11 protein-coding genes are annotated in these 15,567 nt (G+C 70.5%); 3 read left to right on the plus strand and 8 right to left on the minus strand.

The annotated features are described in order from the left end of the window. Positions 1 to 35 precede the first annotated feature (35 nt). From NM961_RS05325 to def, 8 genes are all read right to left on the minus strand, one after another. Positions 36 to 509, minus strand: coding sequence for a hypothetical protein (locus tag NM961_RS05325; protein WP_255912382.1), 474 nt, complete (start codon positions 507 to 509; stop codon positions 36 to 38). Between the two features lie 249 nt (positions 510 to 758). Beyond that, positions 759 to 2,474, minus strand: a complete 1,716-nt coding sequence (locus tag NM961_RS05330) for an ArnT family glycosyltransferase (RefSeq protein WP_255912393.1) — start codon at positions 2,472 to 2,474, stop codon at positions 759 to 761. A 70-nt stretch (positions 2,475 to 2,544) separates the two neighbouring features. Next, positions 2,545 to 4,344: a DUF885 domain-containing protein gene (locus tag NM961_RS05335; protein WP_255912395.1), complete on the minus strand. Its 1,800-nt coding sequence runs from the start codon at positions 4,342 to 4,344 to the stop codon at positions 2,545 to 2,547. Between the two features lie 107 nt (positions 4,345 to 4,451). Further along, positions 4,452 to 6,614 (minus strand): sensor histidine kinase, encoded by a 2,163-nt coding sequence (locus NM961_RS05340; RefSeq protein WP_255912397.1) that lies wholly within the window; start codon positions 6,612 to 6,614, stop codon positions 4,452 to 4,454. Beyond that, on the minus strand, positions 6,590 to 7,168 hold the full coding sequence (locus NM961_RS05345) for a DUF4390 domain-containing protein (protein WP_255912399.1): 579 nt from the start codon (positions 7,166 to 7,168) through the stop codon (positions 6,590 to 6,592). Before NM961_RS05345 ends, NM961_RS05340 begins: the two co-directional genes overlap by 25 nt. Further along, positions 7,143 to 8,447: a 16S rRNA (cytosine(967)-C(5))-methyltransferase RsmB gene (gene rsmB, locus NM961_RS05350; RefSeq protein ID WP_255912401.1), complete on the minus strand. Its 1,305-nt coding sequence runs from the start codon at positions 8,445 to 8,447 to the stop codon at positions 7,143 to 7,145. Before rsmB ends, NM961_RS05345 begins: the two co-directional genes overlap by 26 nt. Next, entirely contained in the window at positions 8,444 to 9,388 is a 945-nt protein-coding gene (gene fmt / locus NM961_RS05355; RefSeq protein WP_255912403.1) for a methionyl-tRNA formyltransferase, read from the minus strand. Before fmt ends, rsmB begins: the two co-directional genes overlap by 4 nt. Before the next feature lie 6 nt (positions 9,389 to 9,394). Continuing rightward, positions 9,395 to 9,895, minus strand: coding sequence for a peptide deformylase (def, locus tag NM961_RS05360; protein ID WP_255912406.1), 501 nt, complete (start codon positions 9,893 to 9,895; stop codon positions 9,395 to 9,397). A gap of 215 nt (positions 9,896 to 10,110) precedes the next feature. Between def and NM961_RS05365 the strand changes: the two genes are divergently transcribed. From NM961_RS05365 to NM961_RS05375, 3 genes are all read left to right on the plus strand, one after another. Continuing rightward, positions 10,111 to 11,268, plus strand: a complete 1,158-nt coding sequence (locus NM961_RS05365; RefSeq protein WP_255912409.1) for a LysM peptidoglycan-binding domain-containing protein — start codon at positions 10,111 to 10,113, stop codon at positions 11,266 to 11,268. A gap of 104 nt (positions 11,269 to 11,372) precedes the next feature. After that, positions 11,373 to 12,515 (plus strand): DNA-processing protein DprA, encoded by a 1,143-nt coding sequence (dprA, locus tag NM961_RS05370; protein WP_255912412.1) that lies wholly within the window; start codon positions 11,373 to 11,375, stop codon positions 12,513 to 12,515. Positions 12,516 to 13,011: 496 nt separating this feature from the next. After that, positions 13,012 to 15,567, plus strand: a complete 2,556-nt coding sequence (locus NM961_RS05375) for a DNA topoisomerase I (protein WP_255912415.1) — start codon at positions 13,012 to 13,014, stop codon at positions 15,565 to 15,567.

Below are 15,567 nucleotides of genomic sequence, written 5' to 3' on the forward strand. Positions count from 1 at the left end.
CGGCGCGCCAGGTCCGCCGTATGCCGCCGCGACGCTCAGGCCCGCGCCAGGATGCGCTGCGCCCGCGCCGTCATGCCGGCGGCGAATTCCTCGCCCTTGGCCTTGGCCAGCACACGCTGGTATTCGGGCAGAAGTTCGGTGAGTTCGGCCTTGGTATAGCAGCGCTCGAGCTTCAGCGTGAAGAGGAAGGCGCGCAAGCCCAGCGCGGCGACTGCGGTTTCGTTGATGAAGGCGCGCGCCAGCTGCAGCGGCGGCAGTTCGGCCTCGGCCGGCGCCGCGGCAGCGGCGGCGGACTGGGCCTGCAGCGTAATCAGGTTCAGCCCGGTCAGTTCGGCCAGGATGCCGCCCACGTCGCCCAGCGCGGCGAACTGGCGCTTGAGATCGGCCACGCTGTGCTCACCGTTCACCGCGATCAGCAGCGAACGCGAGCGTGCATGCAGCTTGTGCTGACGATCAACGAGTTCGCGCTGACCCTGCGGGGTCTTGCGCGGAATTGCCTGGTCCTGCATGGCCCTGCTCCCGAGGTCCGCAACGTAGGCCTGAGCATAATTCGGCGCGGCCGGAATTGACCAACCAGCCGCCGCGCGACGCCGCGGATTGCAAAACGCGGGAGAGCCACGATCGCCGCTCGGCCGCCTCCGCGGCTGCAAGGGGCGATTGCAAGGCGCGGGCGTGGCCACAGCGGCGCAGGCGGCGCATCGTCCGCGCCGGGAAACCGCCATACGGCGCAACCGGAGCCGGCGCGCCGCGGCGGCGCGCTACTCGGCGTCGGGATCGCCGCCGTCGTCCGCCTTGGCCGTGGCCGGATCGCAGCCGGGCCGGAACGCATCGGCCTTGAACACATGCCATTCGCGCCGGTTGGCATGGCCGGCGTAGACGGTCTTGTCCGCGTCCACGCAGGGGCCGAAGGCGTCGCGCAGCACGAACAGCCAGCGCCGCTGCGGCTGCTCGGCCTGCCAGAGCCGGGCTTCGGCCAGCTGCTGCGGCCAGCGCTTGACGAAGCCGAAGTCCTTGGCCGGCCGGTCCGCGTGCAGCAGGTTCTGTTCCTTCCAGGCGACCAGGCCGAGTTCCGCGTCCTTGCCGATCAGTTCACCGGCGCGGCGCATCACCGCCGAGGCCGAGGTCGAATCGTTCAGCACCGGATAGGCCCAGAAGCTGCTGCCCAGCCAGATCGCGGCCAGGCTGATCGCCAGCGCAAGCAGGGCGCGCCGCGTGCGCAGCCACAATGCCGCAACCAGCGATACCGCGCCGACCGCGATCACGAAGCCCCACAGCACCGCGCCGCCGGCGCCCAGTCCGCGCTGCTCGACCAGGCGGTTGGCCGCAGCCAGATGCCCGCTCCAGGCGAGGATGCCGCCGACGAGGAACAGTGCGCCCAGCGCGGCGACGAAGCCCAGCACGACGCGGCGCAGCCAGGGCCGCTGTGCGATGTCTTCCAGCTGCGCACCCAGCAGCAGCGCGAACAGCGGCAGCGCCGGCATGATGTAGACATCGCGCTTGCCGCGCGGAAAAGTGAAGAACAGCACAATCAGTACGATCCAGGCCAACGGCAGCAACACGCGCGCATCGCGGGCGCGCAGCGCGTCGCGCCAGCGCGGCACCGCCCAGGGCAGGGCCAGGGACAGCGGCAGCCAGGCGAACGCGATCACCTGGACGTAGTACCAGGGCGGCTGGTGGTGATCCCAGGATCTGGCGTAGCGGCCGGCGGTCTGGCGGAACAGGATGTCGTCCATGTAGGCGCGGTATTCCGGCGCGTTCTGCGCCAGCACCGCATACAGCATCGGCCCCAGCCACAGCGAGATCGCGGCGAGGAAGGCGACGGCGCCGAGCAGCCAGCGTCCGGCGCTGCCCTGGGTGCGGCTGACACCGGGCCAGTCCTTCCAGCGCGCGAACAGATAGGGCAGGAACATCAGCAGCGCGAGCACGCCGACGCCCTTGGTGATTACGCCCAGGCCGGCAGCGAAGCAGCCCAGCCAGTAGGCGCGCCAGTCCGGCCCGAGCAGGAAATGGCGCAGCAGGCCGTAATTGGCCAGGGTGATGAAGAAGCAGACCGTGGGGTCGATCTGCGCCCGCTTGGCCTGGTAGACGAACTGGAAGGCGCACAGCAGCGCAGCGGCGGCGTAGAGGCCGACCTTGTGGTTCCACAGGCGCCGGCCCAGGTCGTAGACCAGGCCCAGCATGCCCAGCCCGGCCAGCAGCGACGGCAGCAGGAAGGCGATGCGCCAGTTGCCGGTCAGCGTGTAGAAAAACGCCTGGCTGGCCATGAACAGCGGCGGCTTGTCCGAATACAGCTCGCTGCCGCGGTGCGGGATCAGCCAGTTGCCGGATTCGACCATGTACTTGGCGACCAGGGCGAAGCGCGGCTCGTCCGCCGGCCAGGGATCGCGCAGGCCCATGCCCGCGGCGAGTACGACCAGGGCGACGGCGAAAAACAGCCACAACTGCTGGCGCGGCGTCAGCGGGGACTGGAACATGGTCAGGCAGGCTTGGGGCAACGGGGCGCGCAGTATAGCGGCCCCGTGTTAAGCCCTTCTCGGCCGCCGCTCAGCGTATGGGTTCGCCCAGGTACAACGCGCGGGTGAAGCGCACCGGCGGCGCGCCGTAGGACAGCACGGCGTCGTGGTAGCGCTTGAGATCGAAGCCGCCGCCCGCGCGCTGCTGCGCCTCGCGCCGCAGCGCGATCCATTCCTCAGCGCCGACGAAATAGGTCGACAGCTGTACCGCTTCCAGCTGTGCCCGGGTCCATTTCTCGGCCGCCTCGCGTTCTTCCTGAAAAGTTTCCTCGATCATGAAGCGCACCGTGTCCTCGCGGCTGGCGCCGTCCACATGGACCAGCTGGTCGACGATGGCGTTGCTGATGCCGCGCAACAGCCATTTCAGATGCACCAGGCGGAACAGCGGATCGTCGCCGCGGTAGCCTTCCTCCACCATCATGTTCTGCGTATACCAGGCCCAGCCCTCGACGAACGGCCCCGACCACAGCACCGCGCGCAGCGGCGAGGCATAACCGTTGCTGTGCCACATCTGCACGTAATGGCCGGGCATGGCCTCGTGCACGGTCAGTTCGCGGATGGAGCGCGTGTTGTACTCGCGCAGGTAGGAATCGGCCTGCGCAGCGGTCCATTCCTCGGGCACCGGCGAGATCAGGTAGAAGGTGGGCAGGTGCCGTTCCAGCGGTCCCGGCGGCTCGCAGGTGGCCAGGGCCACGCCGCGCTGGAATTTCGGCGTCAATGCGATCTTGAGCGGCGCGTCGGGCAGCGTGATGAGGTCTTTCTGCTGCACGAAGGCGGTGGTCTCGGCGAGGGCGGCTTCGGCTTCGGCGATCTGGCCTTCGCGGCCCGGCCGCTCGGCCGCGGCCAGCGCCAGCGCAGCGCTGATGACCTGGCGTTCCTGGGCGCGGCCGACCGGCGCGGCGGGATACGAAGCGGCACCGCCGCGCGCGGCCAGGATGGCGCGCGACAAGGTATACATTTCCGAGCGCACGCGGCGCAGCTCGGCTTCGGCGCGGCGGCGGATCTCGGCACGCGACAGCGGCGAATTCAGGGCGAAGGCCAGCTTCTCGTCGAACGCGCGCGCGCCGGCGCGGTAGTCGCCGCGCGCATTCGGCACCAGCACCTCGTCCAGCCAGCGCTGCTGCTCGGCGACGGCAGCACGCAGGCCGGCGACCGCGGCCTCCAGGCGCGCACGCTCCTTCGTATCGAGCACGCCGGCTTCGGGCAGGATCAGCTCATCGACGATGGTCAGCACGCCGGCGTTCTGCTGCGCGGCGATGCGCGCATGCACCGGCGGCACGCGCGCCGGATCGAGGTTGGCGCGCGCAGCGCGCAGCAGCTGGGGCAGTTTTTCCATGCGTGCGGCGGCGCTGCGCAGGCGCTGGGACAGCGGCGCGAAATCGCGCGCCATCAGCAGATAGAGCGCATTGCCGGCGAGCTGGGAATAGAGCAGCGGATTCCACGCCCAGGGCTGGGAGGAAGCCGCGTTCCAGGCGTCGTAGCCGGCCTGGTTCTTCAAGATGTGGTAGTCGACCTGGTTGGCCCGCGACAGCTGCGCGAGGTCGATGCGGGCGAGCTGTTCCAGGGTGCGCCGCGCCAGCGCCTCGGAAGCGGCCCGGCCCGCCGCGGAAAGATCGTCGATCTCGCCATCGTAGCGGTGTTCGCCGCTCAGCGTCGCGCCGACCGGCCCGAGGCGGAACGATTCGGCCAGCCACTGCGCCGACAGCGCGGCGAAGGCGCGGTCGGCCTCGCTCGCATTTTCCGCTGCGGCAGCAGCCGGCGGACGGACGGCCTGGGGCTGGCAGGCGGCGACACAGGCGAGCAGGCAGGCGACGGCAATCGCGCGCAGCATGGCATTCTCCGGCGGCGGTGGTCGCCCGAGACTAGCGGCCTGCGCAAAAGTCGAACTGTCCCGAAAGGCACGAATGCAGCGCTGTCGCCACCGCGGCAACCTGGCGGCTAATCCAGCGGCAGGCGCAGGCGGAAGCTGGCGCCGCCGCCGGCGCGGTTGTCGGCGCGGATGCTGCCGCCGTGTTCCTCGACGATCTTCTTCACCACGGCCAGGCCCAGGCCGGTGCCGCGCGACTTGCTGCTGGTATACGGCTCGTACCAGCGGTCGCCGAAGCCATCGGGCAGGCCGGGGCCGTTGTCGGTGATGGTCAGCTCGGCCCAGTGGCGGCCGCCGTCCTCGACCCGCGCCGTAATCACCTCGATGCGCGGCTTGGCGTGGTCGCCGATGGCTTCCAGCGCGTTCTTGAGCAGGTTGTGCAGCAGCTGGCGCAGGCGGCCGGTGTCGGCGCGCACCATCAGCTCGGCGTCGGCGAAGCGGCGGCTGATCTGCAGGCGCTGGTCGTTCTCGTACAGGTCCAGCACTTCGCCGATCAGCGCATGCAGGGCCAGCGGACGGGTCGACAGCTGCGGCGGGCGCGCATAGTCGCCGAAGGCATTGACCAGGGCCTTGAGCGCCTCGACCTGGTTGACGATGGTGCGCGTGGCGCGGTCCATCACTTCGGTGTCGTCGGCCGGCAGGCGGCCGATGAAGCGCCGGCGCAGGCGTTCGGCGGCGAGCTGGATCGGCGTCAGCGGATTCTTCACCTCGTGGGCGAGGCGCCGTGCCACCTCGGCCCAGGCCGCATCGCGCTGGGCGCGGTTGAGCAGGGTGAGATCGTCGAACACGGCCACATAGCCCGCATGCTCCGGACCGCCGCCGACCAGCTCGGTGCCGTGCAGCAGCAGTACGCGGCGTTCGCCCTCGCCTTCCAGCACGATTTCCTCGCGCCATTCGCGCGCGTTCTCGCGCAGGTGGCGCAGCAGCGGGTCGATCAGCGGGGCGAGATCGGGCTGCGCCTGGCGCACCAGGGCCAGCGGCTGGCCCAGCTGGCGCGACAGGGCCACGCCGAGGATGGTGTCGGCGGAACGGTTGGCGGTGCGCAGCACGCCGTCGCGGTCGACGCCGAGCACGCCGGCGCTCAGGTGTTCCAGCACGGCGCGCAGGTAGGCGCGCTGGGCCTCGGATTCCTGCGTGCTGCGCTGGGCGCGCACGCCGGCGCGTTCCAGCTCGCGCTGCATCTGGTTGAAGGAGTTGAGCAGGAAGCCGAGTTCGTCGCGGCTGGCCACCGGCAGCGGCGTGTCGTAGCGGCCGGCGCTGACCGCGCGCGTGGCCGCAGCCAGGCGGCCTATGGGCGCGACCAGGCGCCGCGCCACGCCGAAGGCGGTGAGCAGGGCGAACAGCACGGACAGCAGCAGCACGAAGGTCAGCACCAGGCTGAAGGTGAGCTTGAGCGAGCCGCGCAGGAATTTCAGGCGGCGGAAATCGAAACTGGCCGCCTCCACGCGCTGGGTCAGCGGGCGCAGCCGCGGCGGCAGCGGGAACAGGGTCTGCAACAGGCGCGGCTGCGCGCCGGCGTGGCCGAAGCGGCGCAGCACGCGCAGCACCAGTTGCTCCCCCATGGGCTCGGCCGCGGCATAGCCGTCGCCGCCGGACAGGCGCATCAGCGTGGCCGCATCCGGATAGGACGGCGTGAGGAAGCGCGGATCCGAACTCGCCGTGGCGATCACCGTCGCGTTGTCGCCGAACACGGTGAGCTGGGTGGCGCCGAGTTCGTCGATCACGTCGTCCAGCGCGCCCTGCATCTCGTCGTCGGCCTGCGTCTCCAGCTTCGCGGCCAGGCCGGCGCTGGCCTGCTGGCTGATGCGCAGGCGCTCGTCCACGTACAGGCGGCCGATTTCCAGCGCATCGTCCAGCGACTGTTCCAGGCGCACGTTGAACCAGGCGTCGATGGTGGCGTTGAGGAAATTCAGCGCGAAGCCGTACACCACCAGCACCGGCGGCACCGCCAGCAGCATCAGCATCAGCAGCAGGCGCCGGGTCAGGCGCGCGCCGGGCACCTCGCGCCGCGCATCGGCGACCAGGCGCAGCAGGCGCAGCACGATGACGACGATCAACGTGAGCAGGGCCGCGCTGGCGAACACCAGCATCCACGGATACAGGCGGCCAAGGCGGTTGCTGCCGCTGGCCGCGTCGCCGGCCAGCAGCAGCGCGCAGCCGAGCAGGGCCAGCACCGCCAGGGCCGGCAGCAGGCGTCGCGTGATCCAGGTCAGGCCGCCGGAGTACCAGGCCATAGGCGTTCCACCACGGCCTGGCGCCAGGCCGGATCCACCAGCGCCGGCAGGCGCAGCGCGCCCGGCAGGGCGGTCGTGTCGAGTTCGATGCGCACGCTCTGGCGCTCGTCGGCGCCGGCGCGGATGGAGGCCTGGTCCAGCGGCAGCTCGATGCGGCTGAGCGCGGCGATGGCCGCGGCGCGCACGCCGAAGCTGCGCACCAGCTCGCGGCCGAGGTCGCGCAGCTGGTAGTTGCGCGTGAGCGGGAAATAGCGCAGCTCCAGGCGGTGCGTCTCGCGCTGCTGCACGCGCCAGCCCAGCGCGCCGCGGCGTTCGCGCGACAGTTCGAACTGCAGGGTCAGCGGGATGCCGTGGTCCAGCGCGTCGAGCATTTCCGGGCTGGGTCGCCAGTCGCATTCCAGTACCAGCAGGCCGGTGCCGGCGCGGGTGTCGATGCGCGCGGCGCCGAGATCCAGGCTGGACTGCGGCGCGGCGCAGCCCTGCAGCAGCAAGGCCAGCAGCAACGCCGGCCCGCGCAGGCGGCGCAGATCAGGCCTGTTTTTCCACAATGGCATAAAAGAATCCGTCCATGCCATCGCCGCCGGGAAGATTCTGCCGCCCCGCCCCCGCCGCCCGGCCGAAGCGCGGCGGCACCGCTGCGCGCGCGGCCGCCTGCGGCGTGCGCGCGAGAAACGCCTCGATCTGCTGCTGGTTCTCGCGCCGCAGCACCGAACAGGTGGCATACACCAGGCGGCCGCCCGGACGCAGCAGCGGCCACAGCGCATCGAGCAGGCGCTGCTGCTCGGCGGCCAGACGGGCGATGTCGCCGCCGCGCCGGTGCAGGCGGATGTCGGGCTGGCGCCGGATCACGCCGGTGGCGCTGCAGGGCGCGTCGAGCAGGATGCGGTCGAACGGACGGCCGTCCCACCAGGCCTGGGGCTCGGCCGCGTCGCCGGCGGCCAGCGTGGCCTGCAGGCCGAGCCGGGCGAGATTGTCGCGCACCTGGTTCAGGCGCTCGGGATCGCGGTCCAGGGCGAGCAGGTCCAGCGCATGGTGTTCCAGGCAGTGGGCCGTCTTGCCGCCGGGCGCGGCGCAGGCGTCGAGCACGCGCTGGCCGTCGGCCAAGTCCAGCAGTTCCGGCGCCAGCTGGGCGGCGCCGTCCTGTACCGAGAAATGTCCTTGGGCATAGCCGGGCAGCGCGGTGACGTCGGTGCTTTCCTCCAGCACGACCGCATCGGCCAGCCAGGCATGCGGCGCGGCGGCGTGGCCGGCGGCGAGGAGGCGTTCGACCAGGTCGGCGCGGCTGGCGCGGCGGCGGTTCACGCGCAAGGTCAGCGCGGCGGCGGCGTTGTTGGCGGCGAGCACGGCGTCGATATCGTCCGGCCAGTCGGCGGCGAGTTCCTGTACCAGCCAGGGCGGGTGCGCGCTGTGCGCGACGCGGTCGCGGCCGACGGCGGCATCCAGCGCCGCGCGCTCGCGCAGGAAGCGGCGCAGCACCGCGTTGACCAGGCCGGCCAGCTGCGGCCGCTTGAGCGCGCGCGCGGCCTCCACCGTACCGGCGACCGCGGCGTATTCGGGCAGGCCGAGCACGGCCAACTGCACCAGGCCCAGCACCAGCAGCGCGTGGACCACCGGTTCGCGTCCGCGCAGCGGCTTCTGCAGCAGTCTGTCCAGCACGGCATCGTAACGCAGCCACCAGCGCGCGCCTTCGTGCAGCAGGGCCGACAGCAGGGCGCGGTCGCGCGCATCCGCCAGCCGCGGCGCGGCCTGGGCGAAGGCGCTGCGCAGCGAGACGCCGCCGCGGGCGATCTGGTCCAGGGCCTGTGCCGCGACGGCGCGCACGTCGGTGTTCATGCGGGCGCGGAACGCAGCTCGGGGCGGGCGTTGAGGTAATCGCGCACCGGCAGGCGGCGGCCGCCGGCGCGCTGCACTTCAGTGATGCGCAGCAGGCCGGCGCCGGTGGCCACGTCCAGGCCGTCGCGGCCGGCGGCGACCAGGCTGCCCGGTGCGGCAGCGCCGCCGCCCGGCAGGGCCTGGGCGGCCCAGATGCGTAGGCGTTCGCCGGCGATCTCGGCCTCGGCCACGGGCCAGGGATCGAAGGCGCGCACCTGACGTTCGATGGCGACGGCGGGGTCGCTCCAGCGGATCACCGCCTCGGCCTTGTCCAGCTTGGCGGCGTATTCCACGCCGTCCGCGGGCTGGACCTCGCTGGCCGGCCGCAGGCGCGTGCGCGCCAGGGTCGCCAGTTCCGTGCCCAGCAATTCGGCGCCCAGCGCGGAGAGACGATCGTGCAGCGAGCCGCCGGTCTCATCCGGCGCCAGCGGCGTGGCGCTGCAGGCGATGACCGGACCAGTGTCCAGGCCCTTTTCCATCTGCATCAGGCAGACGCCGCTCTGCGCATCGCCGGCCAGCACCGCGCGCTGGATGGGCGCGGCGCCGCGCCAGCGCGGCAACAACGAGGCGTGCACGTTCCAGCAGCCGAAGCGCGGGATATCCAGCACACGCTGGGACAGGATCAGACCGTAGGCGACCACGACCAGCAGATCCGGTGCGTAGCCGGCCAGCGCCGCGCGCGCTTCGGCGCTGCGGAAATTTTCCGGCTGCTCCACGCGGAAACCGCGTTCCAGCGCAGCCTGCTTGACCGGGCTGGGGGTGAGCTTGCGGCCGCGCCCGGCCGGACGGTCGGGCTGGGTATAGACCGCGGCGATCTCCACGCCGGGCTGCGCGCAGGCGGCCAGGCAGGGCACGGCGAACTCCGGTGTCCCCGCGAACACCACGCGCAACGGTGAATTCATGGGCGGTCAGGCGCTGCGGCGCTGCTTTTCCAGCTTCTTGCGCACCATTTCGCGCTTGAGCGGCGAGAGGTAGTCGACGAAGAGGCGGCCGGCGAGGTGGTCCATCTCGTGCTGTATGCACACCGCGAGCAGGCCGTCGGCCTGCAGGGTGAAGGTCTTGCCGCCGGCGTCCTCGGCCTCGACCGTGATCTGGTTGGCCCGCTCCACGTCGGCGTAGATGCCGGGCACGGACAGGCAGCCTTCCTGGTAGACCTGGATCCCGTCCTTGGCCTGGATGCGCGGATTGATCAGCACCAGCGGCTGGTTCTTTTCCTCGGAGACATCCAGCACCAGCAACTGGCGGTGCACATTGACCTGGGTTGCGGCCAGGCCTATGCCCGGCGCCTCGTACATGGTCTCGAACATGTCGGCGACCAGACGCGCCAGTTCGGGACCGAATTCGGTCACCGGCTGGGCCTTGGTCCGCAGGCGCGCATCGGGAAATTCAAGAATCGTCAGCTTGGCCATGCCACTTACCTCGGAAGAATTTGCGCGGAAGTTGGCGGAAGCGAGTTCCGCTGCGCGCGTAACATGCGGAAATTCTACGCGGATTTGTCCGCGTCGGGGGGAGCCGCAGCCCCGCCGCCCGGGCCGCCCGCAGCGGCCTCCGCCGGCACGGCTTGCGTGCATATTTACTTAGGCTACACTCACGTTGCCCTTGGGGAATCAGGTAATTGGCGGCCATGCTTAAAAAACTACCTGCAGTTTTTGCCGGATTGCTCGTCGCGCTCACGGCTTTTGCCGTCGGCGAATCGGAGCTGCGCAGCGATCACCCCGACACCTATACGGTGAAACGCGGCGACACCTTGTGGGACATTTCCGCCCGCTTCCTCAAGAAACCCTGGCTGTGGCCGGAGATCTGGCAGGCCAATCCCCAGGTCGAGAACCCGCACCTGATCTACCCCGGCGACGTGCTCAACCTGAGCTATCTGGGCGGCGGCGGCGGGGTCAAGCTCGGCACCAACGGCCCGCGGGTCCGCCGCGAACCGCTGGACGAGGCGATCAAACCCATTCCGCTCAAGGACCTGGAGCAATTCCTCAAGAACATGCGGGTGGTCGACGCAGACACCTTCAAGGCCCTGCCACATGTGGTGGGAACCGAGGAAAACAAGCTGCGCGCGGTCAACGGCAACCTGATCTACGTGCGCAACCTGGATGCCCGCGCCGGCGACGCTTTCGTCGTGGTGCGGCCGACCAACCTCTATTACTCCATCGAAGGCAAGCGCGGCGAGCCGCCGACCACGCACGTGCGCCCGCTGGATCCGCTCCGCGGCGAAAACAAGATGTTGTGGCGCAACAACCCGGTCAAGGACCTGTTCGGCCGCAACGCCCGCGTGCTGGGTTATGAAGTGCAGGTCATCGGCAGTGTCCAGGTCACGCGCAGCGGCAACCCGGCCTCGCTGCTGGTCACCTATTCGGACTTCGAGATCCGCGCCAGCGACCTCATCATGCCGGTCGAGGACAAGCCCTACGATTCGCAGTACCTGCCGCACGCCCCCGACGCCGTGCCGACCAGCTTCAACGTGCTGGCCGCCACCGACGCCGTGAAAGTGGTCGGCCCGCGCCAGGTCGTGGCCCTGTCGCGCGGCGCCTCCGACGGCGTGGAAAACGGCGAGGTGTACAGCATCTACCACCCCGGCGACACCGTCACCGACCACTACAAGTATCCGGAAAGCAGCGCGCGCAAGTTCTTCAATCCCAACGACTCCAAGGTCACCCTGCCGGAGGAGTTCGTAGGCCATGTGATGATCTTCCGCACCTTCGACCGGGTCAGCTACGGCCTTATCATGGACGGGCTCAAGCCGGTCACCCTGGACGACACGCTGCGCGGACCGGAATAAGCCGGACGGAAGCGGCACATCTGGCACCGCTTCGCAAACTCCACAGTTGAAAAAACGGCGCGGCAGGTCCGCGCCGTTTTTCTTTTGCTGCCTATACTGCGGCCATGAGTGCCGACCCGCGCAGCGATGCAGAAACCCACGCCTGGCTGGTATTGCTGCGCGCGCCGCTGGGCGGCGCCAGCGTACGCGGCCTGGTCGACCGCGCCGGCTCCGCCGCCGCAGCCCTGCAGCAGCTGGAAACGCTGCGCCACGAATTCCGCCTGGGCGACGAGGCCCTGGCCTGGCTGCGCCGGCCTGATCCGGCGCGCATCGCCGCCGACCGGCGCTGGTTGGAAGATCCCGCCCACAGCCTGCTGACCTGGCATGACGCCGACTACCCGGTCCTGCTGCGCGAGACCGGCGCGGCCCCGCCCGGGCTGTTCGTGGTCGGCGATGCGGCCCTGCTGTGGCTGCCCCAGGTCGCCGTGGTCGGCGCGCGCAGCGCCACCGCCGGCGGCCTGGCCAATGCGCGCAGCTTTGCCCAGCATCTGGCCGCGGCCGGCTTCGCCGTCACCAGCGGCCTGGCCGACGGCGTCGACGCCGCCGCGCATGCGGCCACCCTGGACGCCGGCGGCACCACGCTGGCCGTGATGGGCACCGGGCCGGATCTGGTGTATCCGCGCAAGCACCGCGCCCTGGCCGCGCGCATCGCCGCCGGCGGTGCCCTGGTCAGCGAGTTTCCGCCTGGCGTGGAGGCGCGCCCGGCTCATTTCCCGCGGCGCAACCGCATCATTGCCGGGCTGTCGCTGGGCGTGCTGGTGGTCGAGGCCAGCGTCCAGTCCGGCTCGCTGATTACCGCGCGCCTGGCCGGCGAGCAGGGCCGCGAGGTGTTCGCCCTGCCCGGCTCCATCCACAACCCGCTGGCACGCGGCTGCCATCAGCTGATTCGCCAGGGCGCCCGCCTGGTGGAGACCAGCGCCGAGATCGTCGAGGAACTGGCCCCGCTGGCCCGTGCCTTGGGCGAACGCCTGCGCCACCGGCTGGCCGTCGCCGAGCCCGCGGGCGCCGTGCCTTCGCCCGCCGCCGCGGCGCGCGATCCGGACTACGCCGCCGTACTGGACGCCCTGGGCCACGACCCGGTCAGCGTGGACGAGCTGGCGCTGCGCTGCGCCCAGCCCGTGGCCGCACTGTCGTCGATGTTGCTGCTGCTGGAACTGGACGGCGCGGTGCACAGCCTGGGCGGCGGACGCTACCAGCGCAGCCGCTGAGGCCGCCGTGCGCGGCACGCGCCGGCGCCGCAACCGTCGCCGCGCCACCCGTCGCCGCGGGACGGCACGGCGGGCTCTGCACACCGCCGCCCGGCGCGCGACACCCCGTCCGTCACCGCCTCGCCGATCCCCCGCCAGCTGCCGCCGATCCGGCAATCCTCACACTGCCTTGCCGCGCCGGTTGCAAACCGCGGGGCTTGCCAGCATTGTCCGCGCCGCGGCACCCGCGCCGCCCCGGCCGTGTCCGGCAGTCAGCAGCGCGGAGGTTGTACTTCTCATTGGCAAAGTGCTTGAACGTGCTGCCAAATCGCCCCATGGTCGCGGACGCCGCGGCGGCGCGCCCGGCGGGCGCGGCCGGCCGGCGGCTACTTGACAGCGGCCGGTGCGCTATGGGCACGATGAAAAATAACGGCGCGCCGGACTAGCGCCACCTGGACCACCTGTTTCCGCGGCCGCCGGCAAGCGCCGGCACCACGCAGAGGACGCGCCACCCGTAATGGCCAAGAACCTACTCATCGTCGAATCGCCGGCCAAGGCCAAGACGATCAACAAATACCTGGGCAAGGACTTCACCGTCCTCGCGTCCTACGGCCATGTGCGCGATCTCGTGCCCAAGGAAGGCGCCGTCAACCCCGACCAGCAGTTCGCCATGAACTACGCGGTCATCGACAAGAACGAGAAACACGTCGACGCCATCGCCAAGGCCGCCGCCAAGGCCGAGGCCCTGTACCTGGCGACCGACTTGGATCGCGAAGGCGAGGCGATCAGCTGGCACATCAGCGAGATCCTGCGCGAGCGCGGCCTGCTCAAGGGCAAGGACGTGCACCGCGTGGTGTTCTCGGAAATCACGCCCAAGGCGATCAAGGACGCGGTGGACCACCCGCGCGAACTGTCGCTGGACCTGGTCAACGCCCAGCAGGCGCGCCGCGCGCTGGACTACCTGGTCGGCTTCAACCTCTCGCCGGTGCTGTGGCGCAAGGTGCAGCGCGGCCTGTCCGCCGGCCGCGTGCAGTCGCCGGCCCTGCGCATGATCGTGGAGCGCGAGGAAGAGATCGAAGCGTTCAAGCCGCGCGAATACTGGAGCATGGACGCCGAGCTGGCCCATGCCGCCACGCCGTTCCGCGCCCGCCTGCTGCGCTACAACGGCAAGAAATTCGAGCAGTTCGACCTGACCGAGGCCGGTAGCGCCTACGCCGCCCGCGACGCGCTGTACGCCGCCGCCGGCGCCACCCGCATCGCCGGCGACGATACGCCCTTCGACACCGGCCAGCCGGCCTGGCGCGGCGGCCAGCTGGTCGTCGCCGATGTGCAGTCCAAGGAGCGCAAGCGCCGCCCGGCCGCACCGTTCACCACCTCGACCTTGCAGCAGGAAGCCGCGCGCAAGCTCGGCTTCACCACCAGCCGCACCATGCGCCTGGCGCAGCAGCTGTACGAAGGCATCGCCATCGGCGACGAGGGCGTGGTCGGCCTGATTACCTACATGCGTACCGACTCCACCAGCCTGTCCGACGACGCGGTGCAGGAGCTGCGCGATGTGATCCGGCGCGACTACGGCGCCAAGGCACTGCCCGACGCGCCCAACGTCTACAAGACCAAGTCCAAGAACGCCCAGGAAGCGCACGAGGCGATCCGTCCCACCGCCGCGATGCGCCGGCCGTCCAGCATCGCCAGCGCGCTGTCGGACGAGCAGCGCAAGCTGTACGAACTGATCTGGAAGCGCACCGTCGCCAGCCAGATGCAACACGCCACCCTCAACACCGTGTCGGTGGACCTGGCCTGCGGCAAGGATTCCGCCTTCCGCGCCAGCGGCACCACCGTGATCGACCCGGGCTTCCTCGCCGTCTACGAGGAAGGCAAGGACCAGAAGGCCGCCGAGGATGAGGACGAAGGCCGCAAGCTGCCGCGCCTGAGCGTCGGCGACAAGGTCCCGCTGGGCGCCATCCTGGCCGAGCAGCATTTCACCGAGCCGCCGCCGCGCTATTCCGAAGCCAGCCTGGTCAAGGCGCTGGAAGAATTCGGCATAGGCCGGCCGTCGACCTACGCCAGCATCATCCAGACCCTGCTCTCGCGCGAATACGTCAACCTCGACGCGCGCCGCTTCCGTCCCACCGACGTGGGCCGCGCGGTGAGCAAGTTCCTCAGCGGACATTTCACCCGCTACGTCGACTACGACTTCACCGCCAAGCTCGAAGACGAACTCGACGCGGTCAGCCGCGGCGAGGAAGACTGGGTGCCGCTGATGCAGCGCTTCTGGTCGCCGTTCAAAGAGCTGGTGGAGGAAAAGAACGAGACGGTGGACCGCTCCGAGGCCAGCGGCTCGCGCGTGCTCGGCGACGATCCGGTCAGCGGCAAGCCGGTCTCGGTGCGCCTGGGCCGCTTCGGGCCGTTCGCCCAGATCGGCACCAAGGAAGACGACGACAAGCCGCGCTTCGCCAGCCTGCGCGCGAACCAGAGCATCCACACCATCACCCTGGCCGAGGCGCTGGAGCTGTTCAAGCTGCCGCGCAAGCTGGGGGCACATCCGGACGGCACGGAAATCTCGGTCGGCATCGGCCGCTTCGGGCCCTTCGTCAAGCACGGCTCGGTCTACGCCTCGCTCAAGGCCGAGGACGATCCCTACACCATCGAACTGCCGCGCGCGCTGCAGCTGCTGCAGGACAAGGCCGAGGCCGCCGCCAACCGCGTCATCAAGAGCTTCCAGGACGGCGCCATCCAGGTGCTGCGCGGCCGCTACGGCCCCTACATCACCGACGGCAGCAAGAACGGCCGCATCCCCAAGGACCGCGAGCCGGAAACCCTGACCGAGGCCGAATGCGTCGCCCTGCTCGCCGCCGCGCCGGACAAGCCGGCCCGCGGCGGCCGCTTCGGCAAGGGCAAGACCAAGGCCGAGCCCAAGGCAGCGGCGAAGAAGACGGCCGAGCCCAAGCCGGCCGCGGCCAAGAAAACCGCCGTGAAGAAGACGGCCGCCAAGAAGACGGCCGCAAAGAAAACCGCGGCGAAGAAGGCACCGGCCAAGAAAGCGGCGGCGAAGAAAATCCCGGGCAAGGCCTGA

Origin of the sequence: Tahibacter harae, assembly GCF_024437735.1 — a bacterium.
Classification (GTDB): domain Bacteria; phylum Pseudomonadota; class Gammaproteobacteria; order Xanthomonadales; family Rhodanobacteraceae; genus Tahibacter; species Tahibacter harae.

Coding starts and splice junctions, on each gene's coding strand:
- fmt (WP_255912403.1), bottom strand. CDS start 9,388: ATGAATTCACCGTTGCGCGTGGTGTTCGCGGGGACACCGGAGTTCGCC.
- dprA (WP_255912412.1), top strand. CDS start 11,373: ATGAGTGCCGACCCGCGCAGCGATGCAGAAACCCACGCCTGGCTGGTA.
- NM961_RS05340 (WP_255912397.1), bottom strand. CDS start 6,614: ATGGCCTGGTACTCCGGCGGCCTGACCTGGATCACGCGACGCCTGCTG.
- def (WP_255912406.1), bottom strand. CDS start 9,895: ATGGCCAAGCTGACGATTCTTGAATTTCCCGATGCGCGCCTGCGGACC.
- NM961_RS05335 (WP_255912395.1), bottom strand. CDS start 4,344: ATGCTGCGCGCGATTGCCGTCGCCTGCCTGCTCGCCTGTGTCGCCGCC.
- NM961_RS05375 (WP_255912415.1), top strand. CDS start 13,012: ATGGCCAAGAACCTACTCATCGTCGAATCGCCGGCCAAGGCCAAGACG.
- NM961_RS05345 (WP_255912399.1), bottom strand. CDS start 7,168: ATGCCATTGTGGAAAAACAGGCCTGATCTGCGCCGCCTGCGCGGGCCG.
- NM961_RS05325 (WP_255912382.1), bottom strand. CDS start 509: ATGCAGGACCAGGCAATTCCGCGCAAGACCCCGCAGGGTCAGCGCGAA.
- NM961_RS05365 (WP_255912409.1), top strand. CDS start 10,111: ATGCTTAAAAAACTACCTGCAGTTTTTGCCGGATTGCTCGTCGCGCTC.
- rsmB (WP_255912401.1), bottom strand. CDS start 8,447: ATGAACACCGACGTGCGCGCCGTCGCGGCACAGGCCCTGGACCAGATC.
- NM961_RS05330 (WP_255912393.1), bottom strand. CDS start 2,474: ATGTTCCAGTCCCCGCTGACGCCGCGCCAGCAGTTGTGGCTGTTTTTC.